22 protein-coding genes and 1 tRNA gene are annotated in these 26,447 nt (G+C 66.7%); 6 read left to right on the top strand and 17 right to left on the bottom strand.

What is annotated here, in order from left to right; all coding sequences use genetic code 11:
* Positions 1-134: 134 nt before the first annotated feature.
* The 8 genes from H536_RS0115905 to H536_RS0115940 form a co-directional block, all read right to left on the bottom strand.
* Complete coding sequence (locus H536_RS0115905; protein ID WP_244495433.1) at positions 135-1,379, bottom strand: MFS transporter; 1,245 nt, start codon at positions 1,377-1,379, stop codon at positions 135-137.
* Entirely contained in the window at positions 1,376-1,909 is a 534-nt protein-coding gene (gene nusB / locus H536_RS0115910) for a transcription antitermination factor NusB (protein ID WP_024351421.1), read from the bottom strand. Before nusB ends, H536_RS0115905 begins: the two co-directional genes overlap by 4 nt.
* A 2-nt stretch (positions 1,910-1,911) precedes the next feature.
* Positions 1,912-2,361 (bottom strand): 6,7-dimethyl-8-ribityllumazine synthase, encoded by a 450-nt coding sequence (locus tag H536_RS0115915; RefSeq protein WP_024351422.1) that lies wholly within the window; start codon positions 2,359-2,361, stop codon positions 1,912-1,914.
* Between the two features lie 147 nt (positions 2,362-2,508).
* Positions 2,509-3,126: a riboflavin synthase gene (locus H536_RS0115920; RefSeq protein ID WP_024351423.1), complete on the bottom strand. Its 618-nt coding sequence runs from the start codon at positions 3,124-3,126 to the stop codon at positions 2,509-2,511.
* The gene (gene ribD, locus H536_RS0115925; protein WP_024351424.1) at positions 3,126-4,277 is read right to left on the bottom strand and encodes a bifunctional diaminohydroxyphosphoribosylaminopyrimidine deaminase/5-amino-6-(5-phosphoribosylamino)uracil reductase RibD; all 1,152 of its coding nucleotides are present in this window, start codon (positions 4,275-4,277) and stop codon (positions 3,126-3,128) included. Before ribD ends, H536_RS0115920 begins: the two co-directional genes overlap by 1 nt.
* Entirely contained in the window at positions 4,274-4,780 is a 507-nt protein-coding gene (gene nrdR / locus H536_RS0115930; protein ID WP_024351425.1) for a transcriptional regulator NrdR, read from the bottom strand. Before nrdR ends, ribD begins: the two co-directional genes overlap by 4 nt.
* An 87-nt stretch (positions 4,781-4,867) precedes the next feature.
* Positions 4,868-6,184 carry a serine hydroxymethyltransferase gene (glyA, locus tag H536_RS0115935; RefSeq protein ID WP_009209296.1) on the bottom strand — a complete coding sequence of 439 codons (1,317 nt, stop codon included), beginning with the start codon at positions 6,182-6,184 and terminating at the stop codon, positions 4,868-4,870.
* Between the two features lie 161 nt (positions 6,185-6,345).
* Positions 6,346-7,689, bottom strand: coding sequence for a L,D-transpeptidase family protein (locus H536_RS0115940; RefSeq protein WP_024351426.1), 1,344 nt, complete (start codon positions 7,687-7,689; stop codon positions 6,346-6,348).
* Positions 7,690-8,205: 516 nt separating this feature from the next.
* Between H536_RS0115940 and H536_RS0115945 the strand changes: the two genes are divergently transcribed.
* Positions 8,206-8,679 carry an NUDIX hydrolase gene (locus H536_RS0115945; RefSeq protein WP_024351427.1) on the top strand — a complete coding sequence of 158 codons (474 nt, stop codon included), beginning with the start codon at positions 8,206-8,208 and terminating at the stop codon, positions 8,677-8,679.
* Here the strand turns inward: H536_RS0115945 and H536_RS0115950 are convergent.
* Entirely contained in the window at positions 8,672-10,177 is a 1,506-nt protein-coding gene (locus tag H536_RS0115950) for an inorganic phosphate transporter (RefSeq protein ID WP_024351428.1), read from the bottom strand. The genes H536_RS0115945 and H536_RS0115950 overlap by 8 nt on opposite strands.
* Before the next feature lie 196 nt (positions 10,178-10,373).
* A complete protein-coding gene (locus tag H536_RS0115955; protein WP_024351429.1) occupies positions 10,374-10,559 on the bottom strand; it encodes a DUF3008 family protein in 186 nt (61 codons plus the stop codon).
* 208 nt (positions 10,560-10,767) lie between these two features.
* On the opposite strand from H536_RS0115955, the gene H536_RS0115960 reads away from it, so the two are divergent.
* The 3 genes from H536_RS0115960 (at position 10,768) to H536_RS25365 (ending at position 14,178) form a co-directional block, all read left to right on the top strand.
* Positions 10,768-11,355, top strand: a complete 588-nt coding sequence (locus H536_RS0115960) for a DNA-3-methyladenine glycosylase (RefSeq protein WP_024351430.1) — start codon at positions 10,768-10,770, stop codon at positions 11,353-11,355.
* A 127-nt stretch (positions 11,356-11,482) separates the two neighbouring features.
* On the top strand, positions 11,483-13,381 hold the full coding sequence (recQ, locus tag H536_RS0115965) for a DNA helicase RecQ (RefSeq protein ID WP_024351431.1): 1,899 nt from the start codon (positions 11,483-11,485) through the stop codon (positions 13,379-13,381).
* Between the two features lie 164 nt (positions 13,382-13,545).
* Entirely contained in the window at positions 13,546-14,178 is a 633-nt protein-coding gene (locus H536_RS25365) for a cold-shock protein (RefSeq protein WP_024351432.1), read from the top strand.
* Between the two features lie 269 nt (positions 14,179-14,447).
* Here the strand turns inward: H536_RS25365 and H536_RS0115975 are convergent, their stop codons facing one another.
* The 7 genes from H536_RS0115975 to H536_RS0116005 all read right to left on the bottom strand — a co-directional run bounded on the left by H536_RS0115975 (position 14,448) and on the right by H536_RS0116005 (position 23,996).
* The gene (locus H536_RS0115975; RefSeq protein WP_458363648.1) at positions 14,448-14,870 is read right to left on the bottom strand and encodes an HU family DNA-binding protein; all 423 of its coding nucleotides are present in this window, start codon (positions 14,868-14,870) and stop codon (positions 14,448-14,450) included.
* Between the two features lie 24 nt (positions 14,871-14,894).
* Complete coding sequence (gene lon / locus H536_RS0115980) at positions 14,895-17,315, bottom strand: endopeptidase La (RefSeq protein WP_081651953.1); 2,421 nt, start codon at positions 17,313-17,315, stop codon at positions 14,895-14,897.
* 246 nt (positions 17,316-17,561) lie between these two features.
* Positions 17,562-18,830, bottom strand: a complete 1,269-nt coding sequence (gene clpX, locus H536_RS0115985; RefSeq protein WP_009209288.1) for an ATP-dependent Clp protease ATP-binding subunit ClpX — start codon at positions 18,828-18,830, stop codon at positions 17,562-17,564.
* Between the two features lie 231 nt (positions 18,831-19,061).
* Positions 19,062-19,694 carry an ATP-dependent Clp protease proteolytic subunit gene (locus H536_RS0115990; RefSeq protein WP_009209287.1) on the bottom strand — a complete coding sequence of 211 codons (633 nt, stop codon included), beginning with the start codon at positions 19,692-19,694 and terminating at the stop codon, positions 19,062-19,064.
* Between the two features lie 192 nt (positions 19,695-19,886).
* On the bottom strand, positions 19,887-22,232 hold the full coding sequence (locus H536_RS0115995) for a mechanosensitive ion channel domain-containing protein (protein WP_024351435.1): 2,346 nt from the start codon (positions 22,230-22,232) through the stop codon (positions 19,887-19,889).
* Between the two features lie 238 nt (positions 22,233-22,470).
* On the bottom strand, positions 22,471-23,835 hold the full coding sequence (gene tig / locus H536_RS0116000) for a trigger factor (RefSeq protein WP_024351436.1): 1,365 nt from the start codon (positions 23,833-23,835) through the stop codon (positions 22,471-22,473).
* Positions 23,836-23,911: 76 nt separating this feature from the next.
* Positions 23,912-23,996, bottom strand: a tRNA-Leu gene (locus H536_RS0116005).
* Between the two features lie 403 nt (positions 23,997-24,399).
* Between H536_RS0116005 and H536_RS23810 the strand changes: the two genes are divergently transcribed.
* Positions 24,400-24,543, top strand: coding sequence for a DUF1127 domain-containing protein (locus H536_RS23810; protein ID WP_081651954.1), 144 nt, complete (start codon positions 24,400-24,402; stop codon positions 24,541-24,543).
* Between the two features lie 473 nt (positions 24,544-25,016).
* A complete protein-coding gene (gene trmFO, locus H536_RS0116015; RefSeq protein WP_024351437.1) occupies positions 25,017-26,438 on the top strand; it encodes a methylenetetrahydrofolate--tRNA-(uracil(54)-C(5))-methyltransferase (FADH(2)-oxidizing) TrmFO in 1,422 nt (473 codons plus the stop codon).
* Positions 26,439-26,447: the final 9 nt, after the last annotated feature.

The raw sequence follows: 26,447 nt of genomic DNA on the forward strand, positions 1-26,447 counted from the left end.
TTGCCAAGCGGGTCGAGGTTATATGGAGTCGGCAAGCCGTCAAGCGCCGTGATCTTCGGCACGACGCGGTCGCGGTCAGGCCGGAATTCAGGCTCGTGTCCGTCCGGGCCGGACGGGCGCCCGGCACGAGGATCTCAGTCGGCGGCCGATTGCAGCGGCGCGAAGCGCGCCTGCAGGACGAGAACCACGAGACAGACCAGCACCACCGGGAAGACGACCATGTTCATCGTCTCCCATCCGGCGGCCACGAAGGTGCGCCCCGACAGGAAGGAGGCCAGCGAGACCGACGAGAACAGGACGAAGTCGTGCAAGCCTTGCGTCTTGTTCTTCTCGGACGGGCGATAGGTCTCCGCCACGATGGCGGTCGAACCGATGAAGCCGAAGTTCCAGCCGAGACCGAGCAGGATGAGGCCGGTCCAGAACTGCCAGACCGCGAGACCCGACAGGGAGACGGCGGCGCTAGCGGCCAGCAGCAGCAGGCCGGTCGCGACGATGCGTTCCTTGCCGAAGCGCTGGATCAGCCGGCCGGTGAAGAAGCTCGGACCGAACATCGCCAGGACATGCCACTGGATGCCGAGCGTGCTGATGTCCTTGGACAGGCCGCAGCCGACCATGGCCAGCGGCGCGCCGGTCATCACGAAGCTCATCATGGCGAAGCTGCCGACACCGCAGCACAGGCCGGCCAGGAACCGCGGCTGCGCCACGACCGTCGCCAGCGGCCGCGCCGGCAGGAGATCGGCCGGATGCCCCTCGTCGGGACTGTCCGGAATGCGCAGGAAGGACAGGATGGCGGCGCCGGCAAGGCCCAGGAAGACCAGCCCGATGAACGCGCCGGCAAATTCCACCGGCAGGAACAGGTCGGCCGTATAGCGCACCGTCTGAGGGCCGATCACCGCGGCGAAGATGCCGCCGGCCAGGACGATCGAGATCGCCCGCGACTGGAACGAGCGGCGCGCGCCGTCGGTGGCGGCGAAGCGATATTGCTGGACGAAGGAGCCGCCGACGCCGATCAGCATCAGCGCGAAGGCGAACAGCCAGAAGCTTTCCTGGAAGAGCGCGGTCGCCGCGACGAGGCCGCCGGCCGAGGTGACCAGGGCCCCCGAGATGAAGCCGTAGCGCCGGCCGACGGCGCGCATCAGGGCGGCTGCCGGAAGTGCACCGAGGGCGACGCCGAGATTGTAGCCGGTCACCGGCAGGGTCGCGAGCGACTTGTCGGCCAGGAGAAGCCAGGAGCCGGCCAGGCCGCCGATCGAGATGGCGACGGGCCCGGAGGCGCCGCACAGCGCCTGTGCGGCGGCCAGGATGATGGCGTTGCGACGGACGGTCTTTTCGCCGAGCACCGGCCCGGGGGCTGGCGTTCTGGCGACCGGGGCGCTCACGCCGAGGGCTCACCGCCGGCTGCGCCGCGACGCGCGGTCCGGGTCTCGCCGGGCTTCTCGGCCCGTACGCGGCGCGCCACGCGGTCGAGCACGGCATTGACCAGGCCGGGTTCGTCGCCGGTGTAGAAGGCCTTGGCGACGTCGATATATTCCGACACGATCACCGCGACCGGCACATCCTTGCGGTTGGACAATTCGTAGGTGCCCGCCCGCAGGATCGCCCGCAGGGTCGTGTCGATGCGCGACAGCGGCCAGTCGGTCGGCAGCGAGGCGTGGATCTTGGGATCGATCTCGGTCTGGCTGCGCACGACTCCGGACACCACGTCGCGGAACCAGCCGGCATCGGCCTCGCGATAGGTCTCGCCGTCGATCTCGCTGCCCAGCCGGAAATTCTCGTATTCGGCGACGGTCTCCAGCAGCGCGGTGCCGCCGACTTCCATCTGGTAGAGGGCCTGAACGGCCGCGAGCCGTGCCGCGCCGCGCTTGTTGGCCTGCTTGACCGGCCGCGCCTGAGGTTCGGAACTGGACATGATCAGGCTCCCATCCGCTCGCGCAGGGCAATCATCGCCAGCGCCGTACGGGCCGCGGCACCGCCCTTGTCCTTGCGCTTCGGGTCGGCCCGGTCGCGGGCCTGTTCCTCGTTCTCGACGGTCAGAATGCCGTTGCCGAGCGCGATCGACTCATGAACCGTCAGGTCGGTCAGCGCCCGGCCCGATTCATTCGACACCAGCTCGAAATGATAGGTCTCGCCGCGGATCACGCAGCCGAGTGCGACAAAGCCGTCATACTCGGTGCCCGATTCATCCGCTGCGCCGAGGGCGAAACCGATCGCGGCCGGAATTTCCAGCGCACCGGGAACGGTGACGACGTCGAAATCGGCGCCGGCTTCCGTCAGCGCCGCCGTCGCACCGTCCAGAAGGAGGTCTGCGATGGGGTCATAGAAGCGGGCCTCGACGACGAGGAGATTCAGCTTGGCAGCCATTGCGGTATCCTTCGGGGAAGCGATGGCGTGGGTTACCCCTCGCGCGCCCTGCACGCAACAGGATGGAGGCGGCGAAAGCGTGTCGTGACGGGCAAAACCGGCAAAGACATGCAGAAAAGACGATAGGTCTTCGGCTCGCTCGGAGCCTCAGCTCTCCGCCGACCGTGCGCCGAACAGCCGTTCGGCATAGCGCGCGATCTGGTCGACCTCGAGATTCACCCTGTCGCCGGCTTTTCGCGTGCCCCAGGTGGTCACGTCCAGTGAGTGGCGGATCAGGAGAACGTCGAAGCGGTCGCCGTCGACGCCGTTCACCGTCAGCGAAGTGCCGTCGAGGCAGACGGAGCCCTTGCGGGCGATGAAGCGGCTGAGGTCGCCAGGCGCCTGCAGGGTGAAGCGGACGGCCTCGCCCTCCTCGGTGACGGTGACGATCTCCGCCTGCCCGTCCACGTGACCCGAAACGAGATGCCCGCCGATCTCGTCGCCGATCTTCAGCGACCGCTCGAGATTGAGAGCGCTCCCCTCCTCCCAGCTTCCGGCCGTGGTCAGACGCAGCGCCTCCTCCCAGGCTTCCACCTCGAACCAGCGGTCGGCGTCGCCCGCCTGTGGCAGCGCCGTCACGGTCAGGCAGACGCCCGAGCAGGCGATGGATGCGCCCAGCGCGATCCCGGCCGGGTCGTATCGGGTGGCGACGCGGAAGCGGCGGCCGGCGTCGAGGCGCTCGGTGCGGACGATCCGGCCGACGTCGGTGACGATCCCGGTGAACATCAGGCGGCCCTTCTCTCGAACTCGTACCAATGGTCGTCGCCGAAGCGATATTCGCGGACCAGGCGGAAGCGGCTGCGCGCCGTGGCGACGTCGATCGGCGCGCGCACGCCCTCCTCGCCGATCTCCACCGGCCCCTGCACCAGGATCAGCCGGTCGACAAGATCGCTGTCGAGGAAACTGGCGCCGGTCTCGGCACCGCCCTCCACCAGCACGCTCGCAACGCCCGTCGCCGCCAGATCCTCCAGCAGTTCGGGCAGTGCGATGCGGCCGGTCTCCGGATCAGCCTCGCAGGCGATGAACTGCACGCCCTGCCGGGCCAGCGCCGCCCGGCGTTCGGGATCGGCGCTGGCGAGGGTGGCGATCAGCGTCGGCGTCTCGGAGGCAGTGCGCGCGATGGTCAGCTCCGGTGGGGTCCGCAGCCGCGGATCGAGCACAATGCGGTTGGGCGACCGGTCGGCCATGCCCGGCAGACGGCAGTCGAGCCGCGGATCGTCTTCCTGCGCGGTCCCGGCGCCGATCAGAATCGTATCGTGGCGGGCCCGCGCCAGATGGGTCTGGGCGTCGGCGACCGCACCGGTGATCTTCACCTGGCCGCCGCCGCGAATGCCGATCCGGCCATCGCGGGACAGCGCCATCTTCAAAAGGATTTCCGGGCGGCCCGCGCCGTGCCGTGTCAGATAGCCCGAGATGGGCGCGGCGGCTTCTGCGGCCATGACGCGCGGCGTGACCGACAATCCGCCGGCCCGCAGGATCGCGTGGCCGCGGCCGTCGACACGCGGGTCGGGATCGGCCGCCGCCGAAACGACGCGCGTGATTCCCGCCGTCACCAGCGCCTCGGCGCAGGGTGGCGTGCGGCCGTGATGGGCGCAGGGCTCCAGCGTGACATAGGCGGTGGCGCCGCGCGCAAGCTCACCGGCTTCGGCGAGCGCGCCCGTCTCAGCATGCGGCCGGCCGCCGATCGCGGTGACACCGCGCCCGACGATGCGCGGGCCGGTTCCGTCGTCGCGTACGATCAGCGTCGCGACGGAGGGGTTGGTCGCCGTGCGTCCGACATGGCGCTGGGCGTAGCGGATGGCGGCCGCCATGAAGCGCCGGTCGACGTCGGTGGCCGGTCGTTCGGGGCTCGTCGTCAAAGTGCCCTGCCCGGTCACGAGGGTGTCTCGTCGGGCGCGGTCTCGTCCTCGTCGATCGCCGCGGGGCCGTCGCCGCGTCCCAGCTCGCCGATCAGCGACTGGAAATCGCGAGCCTCGCGGAAATCGCGATAGACGGAGGCGAAGCGAACATAGGCCACGTCATCGAGCCCCTTCAGGGCTTCCATGACCATTTCGCCCAGCGCTTCGGACCGCACTTCCTGTTCGCCGGACTGCTCGAGCCGGCGCACGATGCCGGAGATCAGCCGCTCGACCCGGTCGGGATCGACGGAGCGCTTGCGCAGCGCCACCTCGACCGAACGGGCCAGCTTGTCGCGATCGAACGGCACCTTGCGGCCGGACTTCTTCAGCACCTGAAGCTCGCGGAGCTGAATGCGCTCGAAGGTCGTGAAGCGACCGTTGCAATCGGGACAGACGCGCCGGCGCCGGATCGTGCCGCCATCCTCGGCGGGGCGCGAATCCTTCACCTGACTGTCCTGCGAGCCGCAATAGGGACAGCGCATGGCACCTCTTCGATCCTGGAAGCGATCATGCGTGCTGATGGCCGCCGCGCATGATCCCTGGCTGGGCCGTGCCGGCCCGGGCGGCTGTCAGAGGCCTTCGTAGATCGGGAACCGGTCCGTCAGCGCGACGACCTTCTCCTTCACCGCAGCCTCGACGGCGGCGTTGCCCTCTTCGGAATTGGCCGCCTTCAGGCCGTCGAGCACCTCGACGATCATCCGGCCGACTTCCTGGAACTCCGGCACGCCGAAGCCGCGGCTGGTGGCCGCGGGGGTGCCGAGCCGGATGCCCGAGGTCACCATCGGCTTTTCCGGGTCGTTGGGCACGCCGTTCTTGTTGCAAGTGATGTTGGCCCGGCCGAGCGCCAGTTCCGACGCCTTGCCGGTCAGGCCCTTCGGCCGCAGATCGACGAGCATCAGATGGGTGTCGGTGCCGCCCGAGACGATGTCGACACCGCCCTCGCGCAGCGTTTCCGCCAGCGCCCGGGCGTTCTCACAGACCGCCCCGATATAGGAGCGGAAGCCCGGCGTCAGCGCCTCGCCGAAGGCCACGGCCTTTCCGGCGATGACGTGCATCAGCGGTCCGCCCTGCAGCCCCGGGAACACCGCCGAATTGATCTTCTTGGCGATCGCCTCGTCATTGGTCAGGACGATGCCGCCGCGCGGCCCGCGCAGAGTCTTGTGGGTCGTCGAGGTGGCGACATGGGCGTGCGGGAACGGGCTCGGGTGAAGCCCAGCGGCGACGATGCCGGCGAAATGCGCCATGTCGACCCACAGATACGCCCCGACCTTGTCGGCGATCGCCCGGAAGCGGGCGAAGTCGATCTGCCGCGAATAGGCCGAACCGCCGGCCACGATGATCGCCGGCTTGTTCTCGACGGCCAGCGCCTCGACCTGGTCGTAGTCGATCAGGCCGGTCTCCAGATCGAGACCGTACTGCACGGCGTTGAACCAGCGGCCCGACAGATTGGGCTTGGCGCCGTGGGTCAGATGGCCGCCGGCGTCGAGGCTCATGCCGAGCAGCGTATCGCCCGGCTTCGAAAGGGCAAGCAGCACCGCCTGGTTGGCCTGGCTGCCGGAATTGGGCTGCACATTGGCGAATTCGCAGCCGAAGAGCTGCTTGACCCGGTCGATCGCAAGCGTCTCGACGACGTCGACGAACTCGCAGCCACCGTAGTAGCGCCGGCCCGGATAGCCCTCGGCATATTTGTTGGTCAGCACCGAGCCCTGCGCCTCGAGCACGGCGCGCGACACGATGTTCTCGGACGCGATCAGTTCGATCTCGTGACGCTGGCGCGACAGTTCGTTGCCGACGGCGCCGAAGATGTCGGGGTCGCGGTCGGCCAGCGAGGCGGTGAAGAAATCGCCGAACTCGCGCGACGCATCGTTACGAATGGCCTGGCTCATGATGGTCTCCTTCGGGCGGCGCGGCGACCCGGCGGGGTTCTGCCACGAGATGGCTGCGCCAATACCATAGCCGCTTGCGCAGCACCAACGGCGAAAGGCCGCGCATGAAAAAGGCCGGGCGCACGCTGCACCCGGCCCGCATGTCGTCGCGTTGGCGTGGCTCAGTAGCCGTCGTCACCGCGGGCATAGGGGTTCTGCTGGTTCGGCGCATAGGCCGTCGCCGTCAGTTCGCTCATCGCCAGCTGCTCGACACCGTCGCGGTGATAGATGTCGTCGCGGAACTGCACGACCGTCGGATCGGTCGCCCAGGCGGTGATGTAGGTGAAATGCACCGGCACCGGGTTCTCAAGGTCGATGTCCTGACGCTCGCGGGCGGCGATCACCTGCTCGATGCGCTGGCGATCCCAGCCCGGCACGTCGCGGGCCAGCCAGACGATCAGGTCGCGCACGTTCTGCACGCGCACGCAGCCCGACGATTCGAACCGCATCAGCTCCGAGAACAGGCTCTGCTGCGGCGTGTCGTGCATGTAGACCGCATGCGGGTTCGGGAAGTTGATCTTCACCGACGCCATCGCGTTGATCTTGCCCGGATCCTGGCGGAACAGGTACTTCACCGCCTCTTCCGTGTTCCAGTCGATCGTCTGCGGCGGGATTTCCTGACCATTGCCGTCGAAGATGCGGATGGCGTTCCGCTCCAGATAGGTCGGGTCCTTCTGCATCAGCGGGATGATGTCCTTGCGGACGATCGACACCGGCGCATGCCAGTACGGGTTCAGGTTGAGATTGGTGATGCGCGAGTCGAGGATCGGCGTCTGCCGGTCGACCTTGCCGACGACCGCCGTATGGCGCTGCACGACGCGGCCATTCTCCACGGCCTCGATCGAGGCGGCCGGAATGTTGACCACGACGTAGCGCTGGCCGAGATCGGTGGCGACCTTCTCGCGAAGACGCTGCAGATTGGTCTGGAGCTGGCCGAGACGCAAATCGGCGCCGACATTCATCGCCTTGTAGGTGTGGCCCGAGACGACGCCGTCGGCCGGGAGGCCGTGGCGGGCCTGGAAGCGCTTCACCGCCGCATCGACATAGGTGTCGAAGGCGGGCGACCCGCCGGCATTGCTGCCGAGGTCGCCGGCAATCGCCAGGCGCTGCCGCAGCACCGGCACGGTGCGCGACTGCACGCCGATCTTCAGCGTCTCGCCTTCCGGCACCATTGGCCAGCCACCGCCCTGCACGATGGCGGAATAGCTGTTGATCGCCTCCTGCAGCGAATAGATCGTGTTTTCGGAGAGCACCGGGGAGTTCGAGGCGACCTGACGGACGTTGGAGCCGCGCGTGTCGAACTGATCGTCCCAATTGCCGCGCGTCGGCGCCTGCAGCAGTTCGCCGAGGGCGTTCTGCGCAAAGGCGGCACCGGGCAGCATCGCTGCACTGGCGGCCGCCGTGCCGAGCACGAAGCGACGGCGGCTGAGCCGCTTGCCGTTGCACGCGTCGTTGGAAATCGTCATCGAAACTCCTCGTGGATATGCACGTCCCTGCAGAACCTAGCCCGTCATGGTAAACGGAAGCTGACGGGTCTTGCCGGATTCGCCCGCTGACCAAGCGTTACAAGCTCGTAACGCACTCCAATATGGCCAAAGCATGAAGCCGGAAGTCCGCCTGGCGCGGCCTTGCGGACTATCGTCGCGACCCGTGTCCGAACGGCCACCAGGCTCTCCCGCGATTCACGCAAGCGTGAAGACAAACGCTTGGCGCCACAGGGCTTTTCCTCTCGCACCCGACAGCAGGGGCTGGAAAGCGCACGAGGTGCGCCCTATAACTCATGCACGGATGATACGCTGCGATTCGATGTCTGCCGCCCTGCCTCTAGCAGGCGCCGCGCAGGCTCGCCGCGACACAATCTTTACAGGCAACTTGCCGCCGCCAGACCGAGGCAAGTTCAATGCAGTTGATATGATGATGATCTGCTTTGCGCGCGCCGGGATGGCCTGCGCGCCGAGCGGAACGAGAGAGGAACCGGCCCCATGATGGAAGTGCTGCGCGAAAGACTCGCCGAACGTTCGATGCTGCGCGGCAGCGACCCCTCGGGCACCCAGACCGGGACGATCCCCTATGCGGTGGTCGGCGACCAGCCCGTCTTCCTGCTGATCACCTCGCGCCGCACCGGCCGCTGGATCTTTCCGAAGGGCTCCCTGATGGAGGGCCTGGCCCCCTGGGAGAGCGCCGCGCAGGAAGCGCTCGAGGAGGCCGGCGTCCAGGGCCATGTCGAACAGGCCCCGCTCGGCACCTACCGCACGCTCAAGCGCGGGCTTCGCCAGACCAAGGTCCTCGACGTGACGCTCTATCCGCTGCGGGTCGAGCAGCAGCACGACGCCTGGCAGGAAATGCGCCAGCGCTACCGGCACTGGGCAACCTTCGCCGAAACCCGCCGCCTGCTGACGGAAAAGCCGGTCGTCGAGCTGACCGAGAAGCTCTACCGCCGGCTGACCGCTAGCTGACGACCATCGCCGACATGGCGAGGTAGAGCAGCGCCGAGAGCAATGCTGCCGCAGGAACCGTGATCACCCAGGCGGCGGCGATGCCGAACAGGTGCTGACGCCGCACCAGACGCCGCCGTTCGCGCTTCTGGAAATTGGCGATCGCCTCCTCGGGCGTCGCGTTCAGCCGCGACGTCTTCAGGAACAGCGTCCGCGGCTGCACCCCGGGATTGACCAGCCCGCGGTTCGACTTGAACTCGCGCAGGAAGCCGACGCCGAAGATCGCGCCCACCGCGATATGGGTCGAGGACACCGGCAGGCCGAGGCTCGAGGCCAGCAGCACCGTGATCGCGGCCGACAGGGCGACGCAATAGGCGCGGATCTCGTTCATCTTGGTGATCTTCTCGCCGACGGTGCGGATCACCCGCGGCCCGAACAATGCGAGGCCGACCGCGATGCCGATCGCGCCGATCGACAGCACCCAGAGCGGCAGGACCACCTGCCCGTCGGCAGTCGATCCCGACGTGGCAGTCGCCACGATCGCGGCCAGCGGTCCGACCGCATTGGCGACGTCGTTGGCGCCATGGGCAAAGGACAGCAGCGCGGTCGCGAAGATCAGCGGCGGCACGAACAGGCTGCTGATCGTCTTGATGCGGCTGTCCATCCCCGTGGAACGCCGACGGATCCAAGGCCGGGCGACGAGCCAGCCGACGATGGCGAACGCGAGCCCGCCCGCAAGCACATGCGCCAGCTCCGGCTTCCACAGCCGCTTCAGGCCCTTGGTCATCAGATACATGGCGAAGATGCCGGACATCAGCGCCACCAGCACCGGCACCCAGCGCCGGGCCGCCGCGAGACGGTCCTCGCGGTTGAGAATCAGGGTCTCGACCAGTGCCAGGAGCAGCGCGGCAATGCCGCCGCCCAGCGCCGGCGAAATGATCCAGCTGGCGACGATCGCGCCCAGCATCGGCCACGCGACGATCCCGGCGCCGGCTGCCGCGACGCCGGAGCCGACGACGCCGCCGACAATGGCGTGGGTGGTGGAGATCGGCGCGCCGAAGACGGTCGCGAGGTGAATCCACAGGCCGGCGGCGAGGAACGCCGCCATCATGATCAGGATGAAGTCGATCGCCTCCATCGCCGCGTGCGGCTGCAGGAGATCGCGAGAGATCGTGCTGACCACGTCGCCACCGGCGATGATGGCGCCCGCGCCCTCGCAGACAGCGGCGATCGCCAGCGCACCGGCCAGCGTCAGCGCCTTCGACCCAACGGCCGGGCCCATGTTGTTGGCAACGTCGTTGGCGCCGACATTCAACGCCATGTAGCCGGCGATCACCGCGGCGATGACGACGAGATAGGTCAGCGGACCATCGGCCACGAAGACGCTGGCCAGCGCCATCGCCCCCAGAAGGAAGAGCACCGCCATGCCGGGCGCCGCGACCGAGCGGGCCGAACCGTAGGTGGCCGTTTCCAGTGAAACGACCTTTTTCAGATCCTTGTCGAGGGCGCTTTTCGGCATCGCTAGAAGACTGCTCCGTCACATGATGTCGGGCGCCCTTAGCACATGTGTTCCCCGATGCACGCCGCGGCTCACGATGCCGGCGCCGCTGTCGCACAAGCGCCACGGCGTCTTCGCCGGCCTCTACGTACCCGATACGGCAACAGCCGGCAGGGTCACCTGCCGGCTGTTGATTGCAAGGCGAAGAACGGTGGCGCTAGTCGGACTTGTGCTCCGGCTTGCCCTTGCGCTGGGTCGACGCCATGTCGTCGAGCTCTTTCTCGCTCATCGATTCGTACATGCCTTTCGACGCGCCCTGCAGATCAGAGACCTTGGTGTCACCGCGCTTGGCGGACAGGGCCGCGCCGGCGGCCTTCTGCTGTGACTTGGACTGAGCGGGCATGGATACCTCCTCAAGTTGCCTCGACCGCGAAACGTCAAGGCGCCGATGCCGTTCCCGACCACCGCCATCCGGTGGGCCACCGATCTGCGGAAGGGCGGGCACGTGAAATCGATGCGTTCCGCCTCGCCGCAGTCGGAACGAAACGGCGCGCCGTGCGTCGTCGAAGCACCGCCGATCGCCAAGCGCCCTAAACAGCCACCGCCGAGCCATGATGATCCCAACGCGCTTCTTCGACCGTGACGTCGTGTCCGTCGCCCGGGACCTGATCGGTGCGACGCTCGTCGTCGACGGCACCGTCGGCGGCACGATCGTCGAGACCGAGGCCTACGACCAGCAGGACCCCGCCTCCCACAGCTTCAAGGGCGCCACGGCGCGCAACGCCGCGATGTTCGGCGAACCGGGTCGGGCCTATGTCTATCGCTCCTACGGCATCCACTGGTGCCTCAATTTCGTCTGCGAGGCGCCGGGCAACGCCAGTGCCGTCCTGATCCGGGCGATCGAACCGACGCTCGGCCTCGACGCCATGGCGGAGCGGCGCGGCCTCGCCGACATCCGCAAGCTCTGCGCCGGTCCGGGGCGACTCACCCAGGCTCTCGGCATCACCGGCGCGCAGGATGGCTGCCGCCTCGACGCGCCGCCGTTCCGGCTGGAGCCGGCAGCCGCATCGCCGCAGATCGTCGTCGGGCCGCGGATCGGCATCACCAAGGGCGCCGAGACGCCGTGGCGGTTCGGCCTCGCGGGCTCCCGCTTTCTCAGCGCCCGTTTTCCGGTCGATGCCGGATCGGGCGCCCCATGAACCCATTGCGGCCCCGTCACGGGCCACCACCTACACGTGACCGATCGCCGCCGGTCCGGCACGGGCCGACGAGTTGCGTTGCGCCGCCCGATGGCCGACCCTCGCGCGGCGATTCCCGGAGACGATGATGCAGCAAGAAGGACGCCGGTCCGCCGGGCCGGCCAAGACCGATCCCCTGTTCGACAGGAACGGCCCGACGCAGGCGACCAATGCCGGCGCGACGGCCGATCCGCGTGAGATGCTGCGGACGGTCTTCGGCCACGCGGCCTTTCGCGGCCAGCAGGAAGCGGTGGTCGATCAGGTCGTCGCCGGCGGCGATGCCGTCGTCCTGTTCCCGACCGGCGCAGGCAAGTCGGTCTGCTACCAGATCCCGGCACTCTGCCGCCCGGGCGTCGGCATCGTCGTCTCGCCGCTGATCGCGCTGATGCACGACCAGGTCGAGGGTCTGCGCCAGGCCGGCGTCAACGCTGCCTCCCTGAACTCGTCCATGAGCGACGAGGAGCGCGACACGGTGCGCGCCGACCTTCTCGCCGGCAGGCTCGACCTTCTCTACGTCACGCCGGAGCGGATCGTCAGCGAGGGGTTCCGGCGCACGCTGTCACGTGTCCGCATCGCCCTCTTCGCCATCGACGAAGCCCATTGCGTCAGCGCCTGGGGTCACGATTTCCGGCCTGAATACCGGCTGCTCGAAACCCTTGCCGACGACTTTCCTTCGGTGCCGCGGATCGCCCTGACTGCGACCGCGGATCAGACGACGCGGGCCGACATCATCGAGCGTCTGCGGCTGACCGACGCGCCGGTCTACATGACCAGCTTCGACCGGCCGAACATCCGCTACGCCATCGTCGAGCGCGACAATCCGAAGAAGCAGCTCCTGTCGTTCCTGGAACGCCACGAAGGCGCCAGCGGCATCGTCTACTGCCTGTCACGCCGCAAGGTGGAAGAGACGGCGGCCTGGCTGAACACCCAGGGCATCCGCGCCCTGCCCTACCATGCGGGCCTCGACGCCAGCGTGCGCGCCGCCAACCAGTCCGCCTTCCTCAACGAGGAGAATCTCTGCCTCGTCGCGACGGTGGCCTTCGGCATGGGCATCGACAAGCCGGACGTGCGCTTCGTCGCCCATCTCGACCTGCCCTCGTCGGTCGAGGCGTATTACCAGGAGACCGGCCGCGCCGGGCGTGACGGCCAGCCGAGCGACGCCTGGATGGCCTACGGCATGCAGGACGTGGTCCAGCGCCGGCGGATGATCGATCAGGGCGGCTCGGAGGAAACCATCAAGCGGGTCGAGCGCGCCAAGCTCGACGCCCTTCTGGCCATTTGCGAGACGGCCGACTGCCGCCGCGCCGCCATCCTCGCCCATTTCGGCGAGCATCACGAGGGGCGGTGCGGCAATTGCGACACCTGCCTGTCTCCGGTCGAGACCTGGGACGGCACCGAGGCGGCGGTCAAGCTGCTCGCCGCCGTCTACCGCACCGGCGAACGGTTCGGCTCGGGCCATGTGATCGACGTTCTCACCGGCAAGGCGACCGACAAGGTCGTGCGCGCCGGCCAGGACGGCATCCCGGTCTTCGGCGCCGGCAAGGATACCGAACAGCGTGTCTGGCAGTCTGTCGCCCGGCAGCTCACCGCATCGGGCCTTCTGACCATCGACCACGCCGCTTTCGGCGCCCTGAAGCTGGGCGAGGATGCCCGCGCCGTGTTCCGCGGCGAGCGCAAGGTGATCCTGCGCAAGGACCGGGTCCGCAAGGCCACCCAGTTCCGCCGCAGCGACCATGCGACGGAAGGGATGGACGAGACCGCGGCGACATTGTTCGAGGCGCTGCGCCAGGAGCGGCTGCGGCTCGCCAAGGAGCAGCAGGTCCCGCCCTACATGGTGTTTTCCGACGCCACCCTCAGGGCCATGGCCGAGCGGCGGCCACACGATGCCGACGCCTTGCACGCGGTTCCCGGCGTCGGTCTCGCCAAGCTGGAACGCTACGGCGACACCTTCCTCGCTGTCATCGCCGATGCGGCGGAACGCGCCTGACGGCGATATTTCGCCGTCGCATGCGCGATCATTTGCTGGTAAATCATTCGCGGAAAACAGCTATCGCGCGAGCGGAGGATGTAAAACGCATCCTCTGCCGCTTGCGCGTGATGCCGTTTCCTTTACATATTCCGCAATCCGAACATGTCCAAGCTGAGACCACCATGGGTAAATACCGAGACCACCGCGACACGCGCCGCCGCGGATTCGATGATGACGGCGCCTTGCCGGCGGAGCGGGATGCCGAGCCGAGCTACTTCCAGCGCTCGTCGCCCGCTGGCGGGTCCGGCGGATCGCTGCCGTCCGACGCCGAAGTGATGTGGTTCAACGCCACCAAGGGCTTCGGCTTCGTGAAGGCTGCCGACGGCACCGAGGCATTCCTGCACGTGCGGGCCCTCGAGGCGGCCGGCGCCAGCGCCGACGGCGTGACCGAAGGCACCCGCCTCACGGTCCGGATCGACCAGGGCCAGAAGGGCATGCAGGTCACCGAGGTGCTTTCGGTCGCGGCCGGCTCCGGCAACCCCGCACCGGCACGCGCCCGTCCCGCGCCCCAGCGGCAGGGCGGCGGTGCTCCCGGCGGTCCCGAGGAAGAGGCCACCGGCACGGTCAAGTGGTACAATGCCGACAAGGGCTTCGGCTTCATCGGCCTCGACGACGGCGCCGGCAAGGACGTCTTCGTCCATGCCACGGCCCTCAACCGTTCCGGCCTGACCACCCTCGCCGACGGCCAGAAGGTCACCGTCCGCTTCGTCCAGGGCAACAAGGGCCCGGAAGCACGGACCCTCAGCGCCGACTGATACGCCGCGGGGCAGGCCTTCCCGCCTGCCCCGCCGGCAGCCGTCCGCAGCGCCATGCCGCGCGGACCGCATCCTGCCAGCGGCACCCTGCCCGCTCCGGCCCTGCGGCCCTGCCGCACATTCTCTCCGATTTCTGACTGCAAGCCACGACGCCGGCCTTTGTTCGCTGTGCGATACCGGCCCCTGAAACGCAAAACACCGGTCAGGCTTGTCGCCTGGACCGGTGTCTTTACGTTCGCACTGCTGCGGCCGCGGGGCCGCGCCAGAACTTACTTGTTGTTGACGGCGTCCTTGAGACCCTTGCCGGCAGCGAACTTCGGCACGTTGCGGGCCGGGATGTCGACCTCGGCACCGGTCGAGGGGTTGCGGCCCTTGGAGGCGGCGCGATGCGACACCGAGAAGGTGCCGAAGCCGACGAGGCGGATGTCGTCGCCCTTCGCCATGGTGGCCTGCAGCGTGTCGAACACCGCGTCCACTGCGGAGCTGGCGTCCTGCTTGGACAGGTCAGCCTTCTCGGATACGGCGGCGATCAGTTCATTCTTGTTCATGGATACCCTCCTTTTATCGTTCGCGCATCTTAGCGATCCGTGAGTACGGCCGCGACTTTCGCGGATGATACAACGTTCTGCAACGCCAAAGCCCCTGTTTTCAGGGCTTTGGGGCAAAAAAATGCCGCCGACGAGCGGCGGCATTACTAACAAGATGTGAAGGTGAGCCTAGTGGGCAACAGCCGTGGCGCCGTTTTCCACCAGCGGCTGACCGGACATCGGCTCGTCCACTTCCGACCATTCGACCGGAGTCGGCATCTCGATCAGCGCGTGCCGCAGCACCTCGCCCATCCGCGACACCGGCACGATCTCCAGCCCGTTCTTCACATTGTCCGGGATGTCGGCCAGATCCTTGGCGTTTTCCTGCGGAATCAGCACCTTCTTGATGCCGCCACGCAGCGCCGCCAGGAGCTTCTCCTTCAGGCCGCCGATCGGCAGGACCCGGCCACGCAGGGTGATCTCGCCGGTCATGGCGATATCGCGGCGCACCGGAATGCCCGTGAGCACCGAGACGATGGCCGTGGCCATGCCGACACCGGCGGACGGACCGTCCTTCGGCGTCGCGCCTTCCGGCACGTGGACGTGGATGTCGCGCTTCTCGAACAGCGGCGGCTTGATGCCGTAGTCGAGGGCCCGCGACCGGACATAGGAGGCCGCAGCCGAGATCGACTCCTTCATCACCTCCTTGAGGTTGCCGGTCACCGTCATCTTGCCCTTGCCGGGCATCATGACGCCTTCGATCGTCAGCAATTCGCCGCCGACCTCGGTCCATGCCAGTCCGGTCACCACGCCGACCTGATCCTCGGTCTCCGCTTCGCCGTAGCGATAACGCGGCACGCCGAGATAGTCCGACAGATTCGCGGCCGTGACCTCGATCTTGCTCTCTTCGCCCTTGAGGATCTTGGTGACGGCCTTGCGGGCGAGCGTCATCAGCTCGCGCTCGAAGTTCCGCACGCCGGCCTCGCGGGTGTAGCGACGGGCGATCTCCTGCAGCGCATCGGCGCTGACGGAAAACTCCTCGGGCTTCAGCGCATGGTCGCGGATCGCCTTAGGCAGCAGGTGCCGCGACGCGATCTCGACCTTCTCGTCCTCGGTGTAGCCGGCGATGCGGATGATCTCCATCCGATCCATCAGCGGCGCCGGGATGTTCAGCGTGTTGGCCGTCGTCACGAACATGGTCGACGACAGATCGTATTCGACCTCGAGATAGTGATCGACGAAGCTGGCGTTCTGCTCGGGATCGAGCACCTCCAGAAGCGCCGACGACGGATCGCCGCGGAAGTCTTGGCCCATCTTGTCGATCTCGTCGAGAAGGAACAGCGGGTTGGTCTTCTTGGCCTTCTTCATCGACTGGATGACCTTGCCGGGCATCGAGCCGATATAGGTCCGCCGGTGGCCCCGGATCTCGGCCTCGTCACGCACGCCGCCCAGCGCCATGCGCACATATTCGCGGCCGGTCGCCTTGGCGATCGACTTGGCGAGCGAGGTCTTGCCGACGCCCGGAGGGCCGACGAGGCACAGGATCGGCCCCTTCAGCTTCGACTGGCGGCTCTGCACGGCCAGATACTCGACGATCCGCTCCTTGACCTTCTCGAGCCCGAAATGATCGGCTTCGAGAACGTCCTCGGCCTTCTTCAGATCAACCTTGACGCGCGACTTCACGCCCCAGGGCAACCCGAGGATCCAGTCCAGATAATTGCGCACGACCGTCGATTCGGCGGACATGGGCGACATCTGCTTCAGCTTCTTCATCTCGGCGGCGACCTTCTCGCGCGCCTCCTTGGAGAGCTTCGTCTTCTTGATCCGGTCCTCCAGCTCGGCCATCTCGTCGCGGCCGTCCTCGCCGTCGCCGAGCTCCTTCTGGATCGCCTTCATCTGCTCGTTCAGGTAGTACTCGCGCTGGGTCTTCTCCATCTGGCGCTTGACGCGCGAGCGGATACGCTTCTCCACCTGCAGAACCGAGATTTCCGATTCCATGAAGCCGAGGGCCTTTTCCAGCCGCTCGCGCACGCTGATCATCGCCAGCATATCCTGCTTCTCTGGGATCTTGATCGCCAGATGCGAGGCGACCGTGTCGGCGAGCTTCGAGTAGTCCTCGATCTGGCCGGCAGCCCCCACCACTTCGGGCGAGATCTTCTTGTTCAGCTTGACGTAGTTCTCGAACTCCGAGACCACCGAACGCGCCAGCGCCTCGATCTCGACCGGGTCTTCCTCGGTCTCCTCGATCAGGCTGGCGGAGGCCTCGTGCCACTCGGTGCGCGGCGAGAAGCTCTCGATCTTCGCCCGGCCCATGCCTTCGACCAGCACCTTCACGGTGCCGTCCGGGAGTTTCAGGAGCTGCAGCACGTTGGCCACGGTGCCGATCTCGTAGATCGCATCCGCGGTCGGGTCCTCGTCGGAGGCGTTCTTCTGGGTCGCAAGCAGGATCTGCTTGTCGGCACCCATCACCTCCTCGAGCGCCTTGATCGATTTTTCGCGGCCGACGAAGAGCGGCACGATCATGTGCGGAAACACGACGATGTCGCGCAGCGGCAGAACCGGGTACAGAGCCGCCCCGGCGGCACCCTGGCGTTCTTGCATATCAGACATGGTATTCCTTTCTACGGCATCCTCGCCGTGTTCGGCCACCGATCCTGCGCCTTCTTCGAAGCGCGCGGGTACAGCGCCATCACGACCGTAATGTGGGCGTCACACGCCTGCTATTCAAGCGATTCGGCAGCGGGACGCGGGTGCTGTCCGATGTCGCAGGCGACGGTCCTCGAAAATGAAAAGCCCGCCCCGGCGCCAAGCCGGGACGGGCTCATAAGCCGTCAAACCTCGCCTTGATGATTCACATCAGGCGCTGACGTTTTCCTTTTCGCCGTTCCGCTCGGAATAGATGTAGAGCGGACGGGCATTGCCGTCGATCACGTCCTCGGAGATCACGACTTCCTGCACGCCTTCCAGCGTCGGCAGGTCGAACATCGTGTCGAGGAGCATGGCTTCCATGATCGAGCGCAGGCCGCGGGCACCGGTCTTGCGCTCGATCGCCTTGCGGGCGATCGCGCGCAGCGCGTCCTCGTGGAACGACAGCTCGACATTCTCCATCTCGAACAGACGCTGGTACTGCTTGACCAGCGCGTTCTTCGGCTCTTCCAGGATCTGGACCAGTGCCGCCTCGTCGAGATCCTCGAGCGTCGCCAGGACCGGCAGACGGCCGACGAACTCGGGGATCAGGCCGAACTTCAGGAGATCCTCGGGCTCGACCTGACGGAACACGTCGCCCGTGCGCCGGTCGTCGGGACCCGCGACATTCGCCGCAAAGCCGATCGAGGTCTTGCGACCGCGATCCGAGATGATCTTGTCGAGACCGGCAAAGGCGCCGCCGCAGATGAACAGGATGTTCGCCGTGTCCACCTGCAGGAATTCCTGCTGCGGGTGCTTGCGGCCGCCCTGCGGCGGAACCGAAGCGACGGTGCCTTCCATGATCTTCAACAGCGCCTGCTGGACGCCCTCGCCCGACACGTCGCGGGTGATCGAGGGATTGTCCGACTTGCGGCTGATCTTGTCGATCTCGTCGATATAGACGATGCCGCGCTGGGCGCGTTCGACATTGTAGTCGGCCGACTGCAGCAGCTTGAGGATGATGTTCTCGACATCCTCGCCGACATAGCCGGCTTCGGTCAGCGTGGTCGCGTCCGCCATCGTGAACGGCACGTCGAGGATGCGGGCCAGCGTCTGCGCGAGCAGCGTCTTGCCGCAACCGGTCGGGCCGATCAGCAGGATGTTGGACTTCGCCAGTTCGACGTCGTTGCTCTTGGCTGCGTGGGCGAGCCGCTTGTAATGGTTGTGCACGGCGACGGAGAGCACCTTCTTGGCGAAGGACTGCCCGATCACGTAGTCGTCGAGAACCGCGATGATTTCCTGCGGGGTGGGGACACCCTCCCGCGACTTCACCATGGAGGATTTGTTTTCCTCCCTGATGATATCCATGCACAGCTCGACGCACTCGTCGCAGATAAAGACCGTCGGCCCGGCGATCAGCTTACGGACTTCGTGCTGGCTCTTCCCGCAGAAAGAGCAGTAGAGCGTGTTCTTGGAGTCGCCGCCGCTCGTTTTGCTCATGCGTCTTTCCTTCCGATCCGGTCCCCTCCAGGGATCCGTTTCTCGTTTGGTCTACCGAACCTAGTGCCCCCGGCCCCGTTCGGCAAAGCGACTCTCACCCGAAAGCCACGACCCGATACCATCGGCCACTCTTGCACATCGTCCAGCGTAGCGTCGATTGCTTGAGCGGCGCTTAACGCACGCGCCGCCATGATCGCGATGCAAGTGTGGCCATGGCGTGACGACGCAGCCCTACTTGGTGCCTTCGGCCTCGAGGGCGTCGCGCGACGAATAGACTTTGTCGATCAGACCGAACTCGCGCGCCTCCTGGGCGGTCATGAAGTGGTCACGATCGAGCGTGCGTTCAACCGTCTCGTAGTCCTGGCCGGTGTGCTCGACATAGACCTCGTTCAGGCGGCGCTTCAGCTTGATGATGTCCTGGGCGTGACGCTCGATGTCGGACGCCTGACCCGAGAAGCCGCCGGACGGCTGATGCACCATGATGCGGGCGTTCGGCGTGGCGAAGCGCATGTCCTTGTGACCGGCGCACAGCAGCAGCGAACCCATCGAGGCCGCCTGGCCGATGCACAGGGTCGAGACCGCCGGCTTGATGAACTGCATGGTGTCGTAGATCGCCATGCCGCTGGTCACCACGCCGCCGGGCGAGTTGATGTAGAGGGCGATTTCCTTCTTCGGATTCTCGGCCTCGAGGAACAGCAGCTGGGCGCAGACCAGCGTGGCCATCGAGTCTTCGATCGGGCCGGTAATGAAGATCACCCGCTCCTTCAGAAGCCGCGAGAAGATGTCGTAGGCGCGCTCGCCCCGGTTGGTCTGCTCGACCACCATGGGAACGAGGTTCATCGCGGTTTCCACGGGATGTGTCATCGGTCGTCGTCTCGCTGCTTGGTCTGATGAGCGGCACCACCGGGTGCCGCGGGAATAGCGAAGGGATTCGTCTGGTTCAGTAGATAGGACTTGGCCAAGCGCCTATGCAAGGCGTTCCCCCGCGCCGAATGCCATGAGGCCCAAGGGATTGGCCCCTGTGCCCCATATGGTCGTGCGCGGGCCGTTGCGCAATCAGCCCCTGCCCTCGCCGGCACTGTCGATGTCGCCGCCGCCCGGCGGAATCGGCTTGCGGTCCGCGTCGTGGGTGCCGTAGTCGCCGCCCTCGGTCGGCTGGCCGCTCGCCTCGATCGCCGGATGCGCCGTATCGGCTTCCAGGTTCTGGCGCACCCGCACCGGCGGCGCCTTGCCGTTCCGGTCCTCGCCGAACCACAGCGTCATGTGCGGGAACGGGATCTCGATGCCGCGCTCGTCGGACATCCGCTTGATGATCTCGCGATAGGCCCGGCCGACGCCCCACTGGGTCGACGGCTTGGTCATCACCCGGCCGCGCACGACGACGGCCGAATCGCCGAGCTCGTTGACCCCCCACATGTCGAGCTCGCTCAGGAGGTTCTCCCCGACGGCGGTGGTCTTCAGCTCGTCGAAGGCGTCGAACATCATCTGCTTCACGTCGTCGACATTCTCGCGATAGGCCACGCCGATATCGGCGACGTAATAGGCGAAGTCCTTGGAGAAGTTCGCCACCTGGTCCACCGAGGAGAACGGGATCAGGTACCAGGTGCCTTCCAGCGTGCGCAGGCCGACGGACCGCACGGTCAGCTCCTCGACCGTGCCGGAGATGCCGTTCAGTTCAACGATGTCGCCCTCGTTCATGGCGTTCTGGATCTGGATGAAGGCGCCGGTGATGATGTCCTGGACGAATTTCTGGGCGCCGAAACCGATGGCGAGGCCGACGACACCGGCACCGGCGAGGAGCGGTGCGATGTCGATGCCGATCTGCGACAGAACCAGCATCGCCACCAGCACGATCATGGTGATCGTGAAGGCGTTGCGGAACAGCGACAGGAGCGTACGCTCGCGCGCCGTCGGCACGGTGCCGTAATTCGGGTTGAGGCGGTACTCCACCCAGGACGAGACGCCGATATAGATCGCCACGCCGACCGCCAGGATGATGCCCGCGCCGACGAGCCCGCCCGCGAAGCGCTGCCCCAGCGGGCTGGCCAGCCAGTCGCTGAACGACAACAGGTTCCAGGCCTCCAGGATCACCGCCAGGACGACGACGATGACGACGCCGCGCAAGACGGTGAGCGCGTTGGGGATGAAGGAATTCACCCGGCGCTCCAGAAGCGGCAACCGGTCCTTGAGGTTCTGCGGGATCGGGATGCCCCGGGCGATGACCCGCGACAGGATCGACACGATCAGTCCGCCAACGGCCATGGCCGCGATCGACTTCAGCGTCGCCGTCGTCATGAAAGCAAGGCCGGATTCGGGGCTGCGGACCCATACGATGAAAAGCGCCAGCGCGAAGCCGATCGCCAGCACCCACCAGATCTGGCCGACAAAGGCATAGACCCAGGCACTGACCGAACGGTCGCCCTGGTGCTTGGCGCGCTTCAGCCGCTCGCGCACGACGCCGCGATTCTTCAGGATCAGGCCGATGGTCAGGAGCAGGCAGAGGACCACGACGATGAAGCGCACCGCCTCGGCCGCCGCGATGCTCGACGATTGCTGCACGATCGGCGCGACGAACATGAAGGTGTAGCCGAGGATCGAGATCAGCCGCGATATCCAGAAATACCAGTAGCTCGCCTGCCGGTTCGAGAACGGCGTCAGCCGCAATTGCGGGTAGGACGGCGACACGAAGCTGGCAAGGCCGACCTTGACCATCTCGATCAGCAGGAAGGCGTTGAGGAACAGGGCCTGGTTGATCCCCGGCTCGCCGCCGAAGAAGATCACCGCGGCGAGATAGCCGGCGGCCCAGCCGACCACCACCGACAACGCGTCGACGATCGACGAGATGACCAGCAGCAGGAGCTTGTTGATCGGGCCGGTGCGCTCGGCGGCATCGGCCAGCCGCCGGAAGATCGGATATTTGATGACCCGGCTGGCGAACAGCACGCCGAAGGCGACGAGGGCCACCAGCCCCACCGGCAGAATTGCGGAGATCAGCATCGGCAGGTCGATCCGGCTGGCGCCCGACAGCATCTGGGACGCCGAGACGAGACTGGCCGCGACCTGATCCCAGGTGTCCAGCAGGCCCCCCGCCATGGAGCGGGTCCACTGCGCGATCTCGCCGGGCAGCGTGCGCGGCGCGGCGTCCGTGCCGGCCTCGGCCGCTTCAGCGGCTTCCGGCGCCTTGTAGGCGGCGGCCTTCAGCGATTCGATCAGCTTGGCGCGGGTGTCGTCGTTCTCGAGAATGCCGATCAGATCGTCCAGCGAGGGATCGGCCGACGCGCTGGCCTCGGTCTCGCCCGACGCGCCGATCGACAGTCCCGGCATCTGGGCGTGACTTGCGCCGGTGAGGACGAAGAGCCCGATGAGGAAGGCGAGGATGGCGGTCGTCGGAAATCGCTGCATGCCGCGGGGAAGCCTGTTCTGTGATCGGTCCGGGTGGCGGGGGCGCAGGGCCGACGGATCGGCGCTGCCACTATGTGCCGACGCGGCGGGTCCGCGCGGCGCACGTCTCTATCGGCGATAGTGATGACCAGACTTGGGCGGGCGCGAGCCCTGCACTGCCGGCCAGATATGCGAAAGGGCCGACTCGCGCCGGCCCTCCCGAAATTCTCGACGATGGTCGCTTGCGCGACGCGACGCCTTACGACGCGAGGGCGGTTTCCTTGTCGTCCTCGTCCTCGGCCATCAGCTCTTCCTTGCTGACGGTCTTGTCGGTGACATCCACCTCGGCGAGCAGATGGTCGACGACCTTCTCCTCGTAGAGCGGCGCGCGCAGGCTGGCGACGGCGTCCGGGTTCTTCTGGAAGTACTCGTAGACTTCCTTCTCCTGGCCCGGATAGCGGCGCAGCTGCTCGAACATGGCGCGCTGCAGCTCTTCGTCGGTGATCTGCACGCCGGCCTTCTCGCCGATCTCGGACAGGACCAGACCCAGGCGGACCCGACGCTCGGCGAGGCGGCGATATTCGGCGCGCGCCTTCTCCTCGGTGGTGTCCTCGTCCTCGAAGGTCTTGCCGCTGTTGGTCAGCTCGCCCTGCACCTGGTTCCAGATGTTGGTGAACTCGGCCTCGACCAGCTTCTCCGGCAGCTCGAAATCATACGCCGCGTCGAGGGCGTCGAGCAGCTGGCGCTTGACCTTCTGGCGCGTCGCCTGGCCGTACTGGCTCTCGATCTGCTCGCGCACGACCGTCTTCAGGCGATCCAGCGATTCGACACCGAGCTTGGCGGCGAACTCGTCGTCGATCGTGGTCTCTTCGGGAGCGGCGACTTCCTTGACGGTGACGTCGAAGGTCGCGGGCTTGCCGGCGAGATGCGCGGCGCCGTAATCCTCGGGGAAGGTCAGCTCGACGGTCTTCTCGTCGCCGGCCTTCACGCCGATCAGCTGGTCCTCGAAGCCCGGGATGAACTGCCCGGAGCCGATCACCAGGTTGCTGTCGGTGGCGGTGCCGCCATCGAAGGGCTCGCCGTCGATCTTGCCGACGAAGTCCATGGTGACGCGATCGCCCTTGTCCGCAGCGCCATCCTTGGCGGCGTAGGTCCGAGCGTTCTCGGCGATGCGCTCGACCTGCTCGTCGATCTCCGCGTCAGCCACCTCGACGACGGGACGCTCGATCTTGATGCCCTCGGTGCCCTTGAGCTCGAACGCCGGCAGCGTCTCGTAGGTCAGGGTGAACTTGAAGTCGGCGCCGCCGTTGAGAACCTTCTCGGCCTCGGCCTCGTCCTCGGACATGCCGATTTCCGGCTGCATTGCAGAGCGCTCGTTGCGCTCGGCAATGACATTGCGCGGGGTCTCGGTCAGGATCTGGTTGACGATCTCCGCCATCAGCGACTTGCCGTACATCTTGCGCAGATGGCCAACCGGCACCTTGCCCGGCCGGAAACCCTTCAGCTGCACCCGGTCCTTGGCTTCATAGAGCCGGGTCTGGAGCCGCGCTTCAAGATCCGAGGCCGGCACGACGATCTCGATCTCGCGCTTCAGGCCCTCGGCCTTGGTTTCCGTTACCTGCATTCTGGATACCTTCTTGTGTGCTCGAGACGACCGATCATTCAGGCCGACCCGCAATGAATTCCGTGAAAGCGGCCGCTGGTGCGGGTGGAGGGACTTGAACCCCCATGCCTCTCGGCGCTTGGACCTAAACCAAGTGCGTCTGCCAATTCCGCCACACCCGCATAGTGCGCCGTACGGTGGGCGACGCGAGACGCGCGCTTCTATATCACCGGCCTCGCGGCCACGAAAGGCCCATATGGGGGCCAATCCGCATGATTCCATGGCTTTTTCACACGGGACCGGCCGTTTTGGCGTGATCCGGCGCCGAACCCCCGCGCATCCCTTCAGAGAACGGCGAGCGGCTCGACCAGGCTCCTGCCCGCACGAGGGTAAGAGTGAGTTGCCCCGGCGAGCGCGCCCACGACCCGTGCGTCGATGTCAATTGTTGCGATGCACAAATCGCAAGGCTGCCATGCATCGAAGGCTCTAGCGGGTCCGACATGCACCGCCTACCTTCCAGTCAACGAAGCGACGCAGACGAAACAATCAGCCGCTTCAATCGATTTAAGACCGCAGGATAGACCAATGAACCTCGTTCGCTCCTACAACAACTGGCGCCGCTACCGCGAGACGGTCAACGAACTGAACCGTCTCTCCCAGCGCGAGCTGGCCGATCTCGGCATCTCGCGCGGCGACATCAACTCGGTCGCCCGCCGCGCCATCGGCTGATTATCAGCCAAGACTTTCGCAAGGGTCCACTCCTCCTCCCAGGACCCAGGCGGATCGGAAACTGCCACTCCTCCTCCCAGGCAGTTTCCACCCAGACGCCCGCCGGGTCCTCCCCCCGGCGGGCGCCCAGAGATTACAGAGCTTCGCCGAGGGCTACTCCTCCTCCCAAGCCCAAGGCGGATAAAGTGCCTGCGCATCCTCCTCCCAGCGCAGGTACCTCTCAGTCGCCCGTCGGGTCCTCCCCCCGACGGGCGATCAGAGACCTTCTAGAGTTTCGCGTAGGGCCCACCTCCTCCCGGGCCTGAAGCGGATATGACCTGCGCATCCTCCTCCCAGCGCAGGTCCCAATGCGACACCCGTCGGGTCCTCCCCCCGGCGGGTGTTGTCGTTTGGAGGCCGCAAACTTGCCCGATCATGCGCGCGGATCGCCACGCGGCCTTTTGATCGCCACGCGCGACTGCTAAATTACCTCCATGTCGAAACAACCCATTCACGTCGTCGGCGGCGGGCTCGCCGGATCCGAAGCTGCCTGGCAGATCGCCGAACGCGGTCTGCCCGTGGTGCTGCACGAGATGCGGCCCGTCCGCGGCACCGAAGCCCACAAGACCGACCAGCTGGCCGAGCTGGTCTGCTCCAACTCCTTCCGGTCGGACGACAGCCAGACCAATGCGGTCGGTGTCCTCCATGCCGAGATGCGGCTGGCCAATTCGCTGATCATGCGCTGCGCCGACGCCCACCAGGTGCCCGCCGGCAGCGCGCTCGCCGTCGATCGCGAGGGCTTTTCCGGCGCCGTCTCCGACGCGATCGCGGCCCACCCGCTGATCACCGTCGAGCGCGGCGAAGTCGAGGGCCTGCCGCCGGAGGAATGGGGTCCCAGCATCGTCGCCACCGGCCCGCTCACCGCGCCGTCGCTGGCCGAGTCGATCAGCGCCGCCACCGGCACCGACGCCCTCGCCTTCTTCGACGCCATCGCGCCCATCGTGCATTTCGATTCCATCGACATGGACAAGGCCTGGTTCCAGTCGCGCTACGACAAGGTCGGCCCCGGCGGCACCGGCAAGGACTACATCAACTGCCCGCTCGACAAGGACACCTACGAGCGCTTCGTCGCCGCCCTCGTCGAGGGTGACCGCGCCGAGTTCAAGGAATGGGAAGGCACGCCCTATTTCGACGGCTGCCTGCCGATCGAGATCATGGCCGAGCGCGGTCCGGAGACCCTACGTCACGGCCCGATGAAGCCGATGGGCCTGACCAACGCCCACCAGCCGGACATCAAGGCCTATGCCGTCGTGCAGCTGCGCCAGGACAATGCGCTCGGCACCCTCTACAACATCGTCGGCTTCCAGACGAAGCTGAAATACGGCGCCCAGGCGGCCGTGCTGCGGATGATTCCCGGGCTCGAAAACGCCGAGTTCGCACGGCTCGGCGGCCTGCACCGCAACACCTATCTGAACTCGCCGACCCTGCTCGACCCGACATTGCGGCTGAAGGTGCGCCCGCATATCCGCTTTGCCGGCCAGATCACCGGCTGCGAGGGTTATGTGGAATCGGCCGCCGTCGGGCTGATGACCGGCCGTTTCGCCGCCGCCGAGCGCCTCGGCGAAGCCGCGACCCCGCCGCCGCAGACGACCGCCATGGGCGCGCTCGCCGCGCATATCACCGGCGGCCACCTCGCCCATCAGGAAGAGAGCGGCAAGCGGTCCTTCCAGCCGATGAACATCAATTTCGGCCTGTTCCCGCCGCTGGAGCCGGGCGCCATCCAGAAGCCGGAGGGCGTCACGCGCTTTCGCGGCAAGGACAAGGCGATCGCCAAGAAGAAGGCCCTGTCCGCCCGCGCCCTCGCAGATTTCGCCGGCTGGCTCGGCCAGACACCGATCGCGGAAGCTGCCGAGTAGTATCCACGG

Origin of the sequence: Aurantimonas coralicida DSM 14790 (genome assembly GCF_000421645.1) — a bacterium.
In the GTDB taxonomy this organism is placed as follows: domain Bacteria; phylum Pseudomonadota; class Alphaproteobacteria; order Rhizobiales; family Rhizobiaceae; genus Aurantimonas; species Aurantimonas coralicida.

Excerpts from the sequence above, each read along its gene's own strand:
- lon (WP_081651953.1), bottom strand. The coding sequence starts at position 17,315 with ATGTCTGATATGCAAGAACGCCAGGGTGCCGCCGGGGCGGCTCTGTAC.
- H536_RS0115995 (WP_024351435.1), bottom strand. The coding sequence starts at position 22,232 with ATGCAGCGATTTCCGACGACCGCCATCCTCGCCTTCCTCATCGGGCTC.
- H536_RS0115990 (WP_009209287.1), bottom strand. The coding sequence starts at position 19,694 with ATGACACATCCCGTGGAAACCGCGATGAACCTCGTTCCCATGGTGGTC.
- clpX (WP_009209288.1), bottom strand. The coding sequence starts at position 18,830 with ATGAGCAAAACGAGCGGCGGCGACTCCAAGAACACGCTCTACTGCTCT.
- tig (WP_024351436.1), bottom strand. The coding sequence starts at position 23,835 with ATGCAGGTAACGGAAACCAAGGCCGAGGGCCTGAAGCGCGAGATCGAG.
- recQ (WP_024351431.1), top strand. The coding sequence starts at position 11,483 with ATGCAGCAAGAAGGACGCCGGTCCGCCGGGCCGGCCAAGACCGATCCC.
- H536_RS0115945 (WP_024351427.1), top strand. The coding sequence starts at position 8,206 with ATGATGGAAGTGCTGCGCGAAAGACTCGCCGAACGTTCGATGCTGCGC.
- H536_RS0115960 (WP_024351430.1), top strand. The coding sequence starts at position 10,768 with ATGATGATCCCAACGCGCTTCTTCGACCGTGACGTCGTGTCCGTCGCC.
- H536_RS0115975 (WP_458363648.1), bottom strand. The coding sequence starts at position 14,870 with ATGCCGCCGCTCGTCGGCGGCATTTTTTTGCCCCAAAGCCCTGAAAAC.
- trmFO (WP_024351437.1), top strand. The coding sequence starts at position 25,017 with ATGTCGAAACAACCCATTCACGTCGTCGGCGGCGGGCTCGCCGGATCC.
- H536_RS0115915 (WP_024351422.1), bottom strand. The coding sequence starts at position 2,361 with ATGGCTGCCAAGCTGAATCTCCTCGTCGTCGAGGCCCGCTTCTATGAC.
- H536_RS23810 (WP_081651954.1), top strand. The coding sequence starts at position 24,400 with ATGAACCTCGTTCGCTCCTACAACAACTGGCGCCGCTACCGCGAGACG.
- H536_RS0115940 (WP_024351426.1), bottom strand. The coding sequence starts at position 7,689 with ATGACGATTTCCAACGACGCGTGCAACGGCAAGCGGCTCAGCCGCCGT.
- H536_RS0115920 (WP_024351423.1), bottom strand. The coding sequence starts at position 3,126 with ATGTTCACCGGGATCGTCACCGACGTCGGCCGGATCGTCCGCACCGAG.
- nusB (WP_024351421.1), bottom strand. The coding sequence starts at position 1,909 with ATGTCCAGTTCCGAACCTCAGGCGCGGCCGGTCAAGCAGGCCAACAAG.
- nrdR (WP_024351425.1), bottom strand. The coding sequence starts at position 4,780 with ATGCGCTGTCCCTATTGCGGCTCGCAGGACAGTCAGGTGAAGGATTCG.
- H536_RS25365 (WP_024351432.1), top strand. The coding sequence starts at position 13,546 with ATGGGTAAATACCGAGACCACCGCGACACGCGCCGCCGCGGATTCGAT.
- glyA (WP_009209296.1), bottom strand. The coding sequence starts at position 6,184 with ATGAGCCAGGCCATTCGTAACGATGCGTCGCGCGAGTTCGGCGATTTC.
- H536_RS0115950 (WP_024351428.1), bottom strand. The coding sequence starts at position 10,177 with ATGCCGAAAAGCGCCCTCGACAAGGATCTGAAAAAGGTCGTTTCACTG.
- H536_RS0115955 (WP_024351429.1), bottom strand. The coding sequence starts at position 10,559 with ATGCCCGCTCAGTCCAAGTCACAGCAGAAGGCCGCCGGCGCGGCCCTG.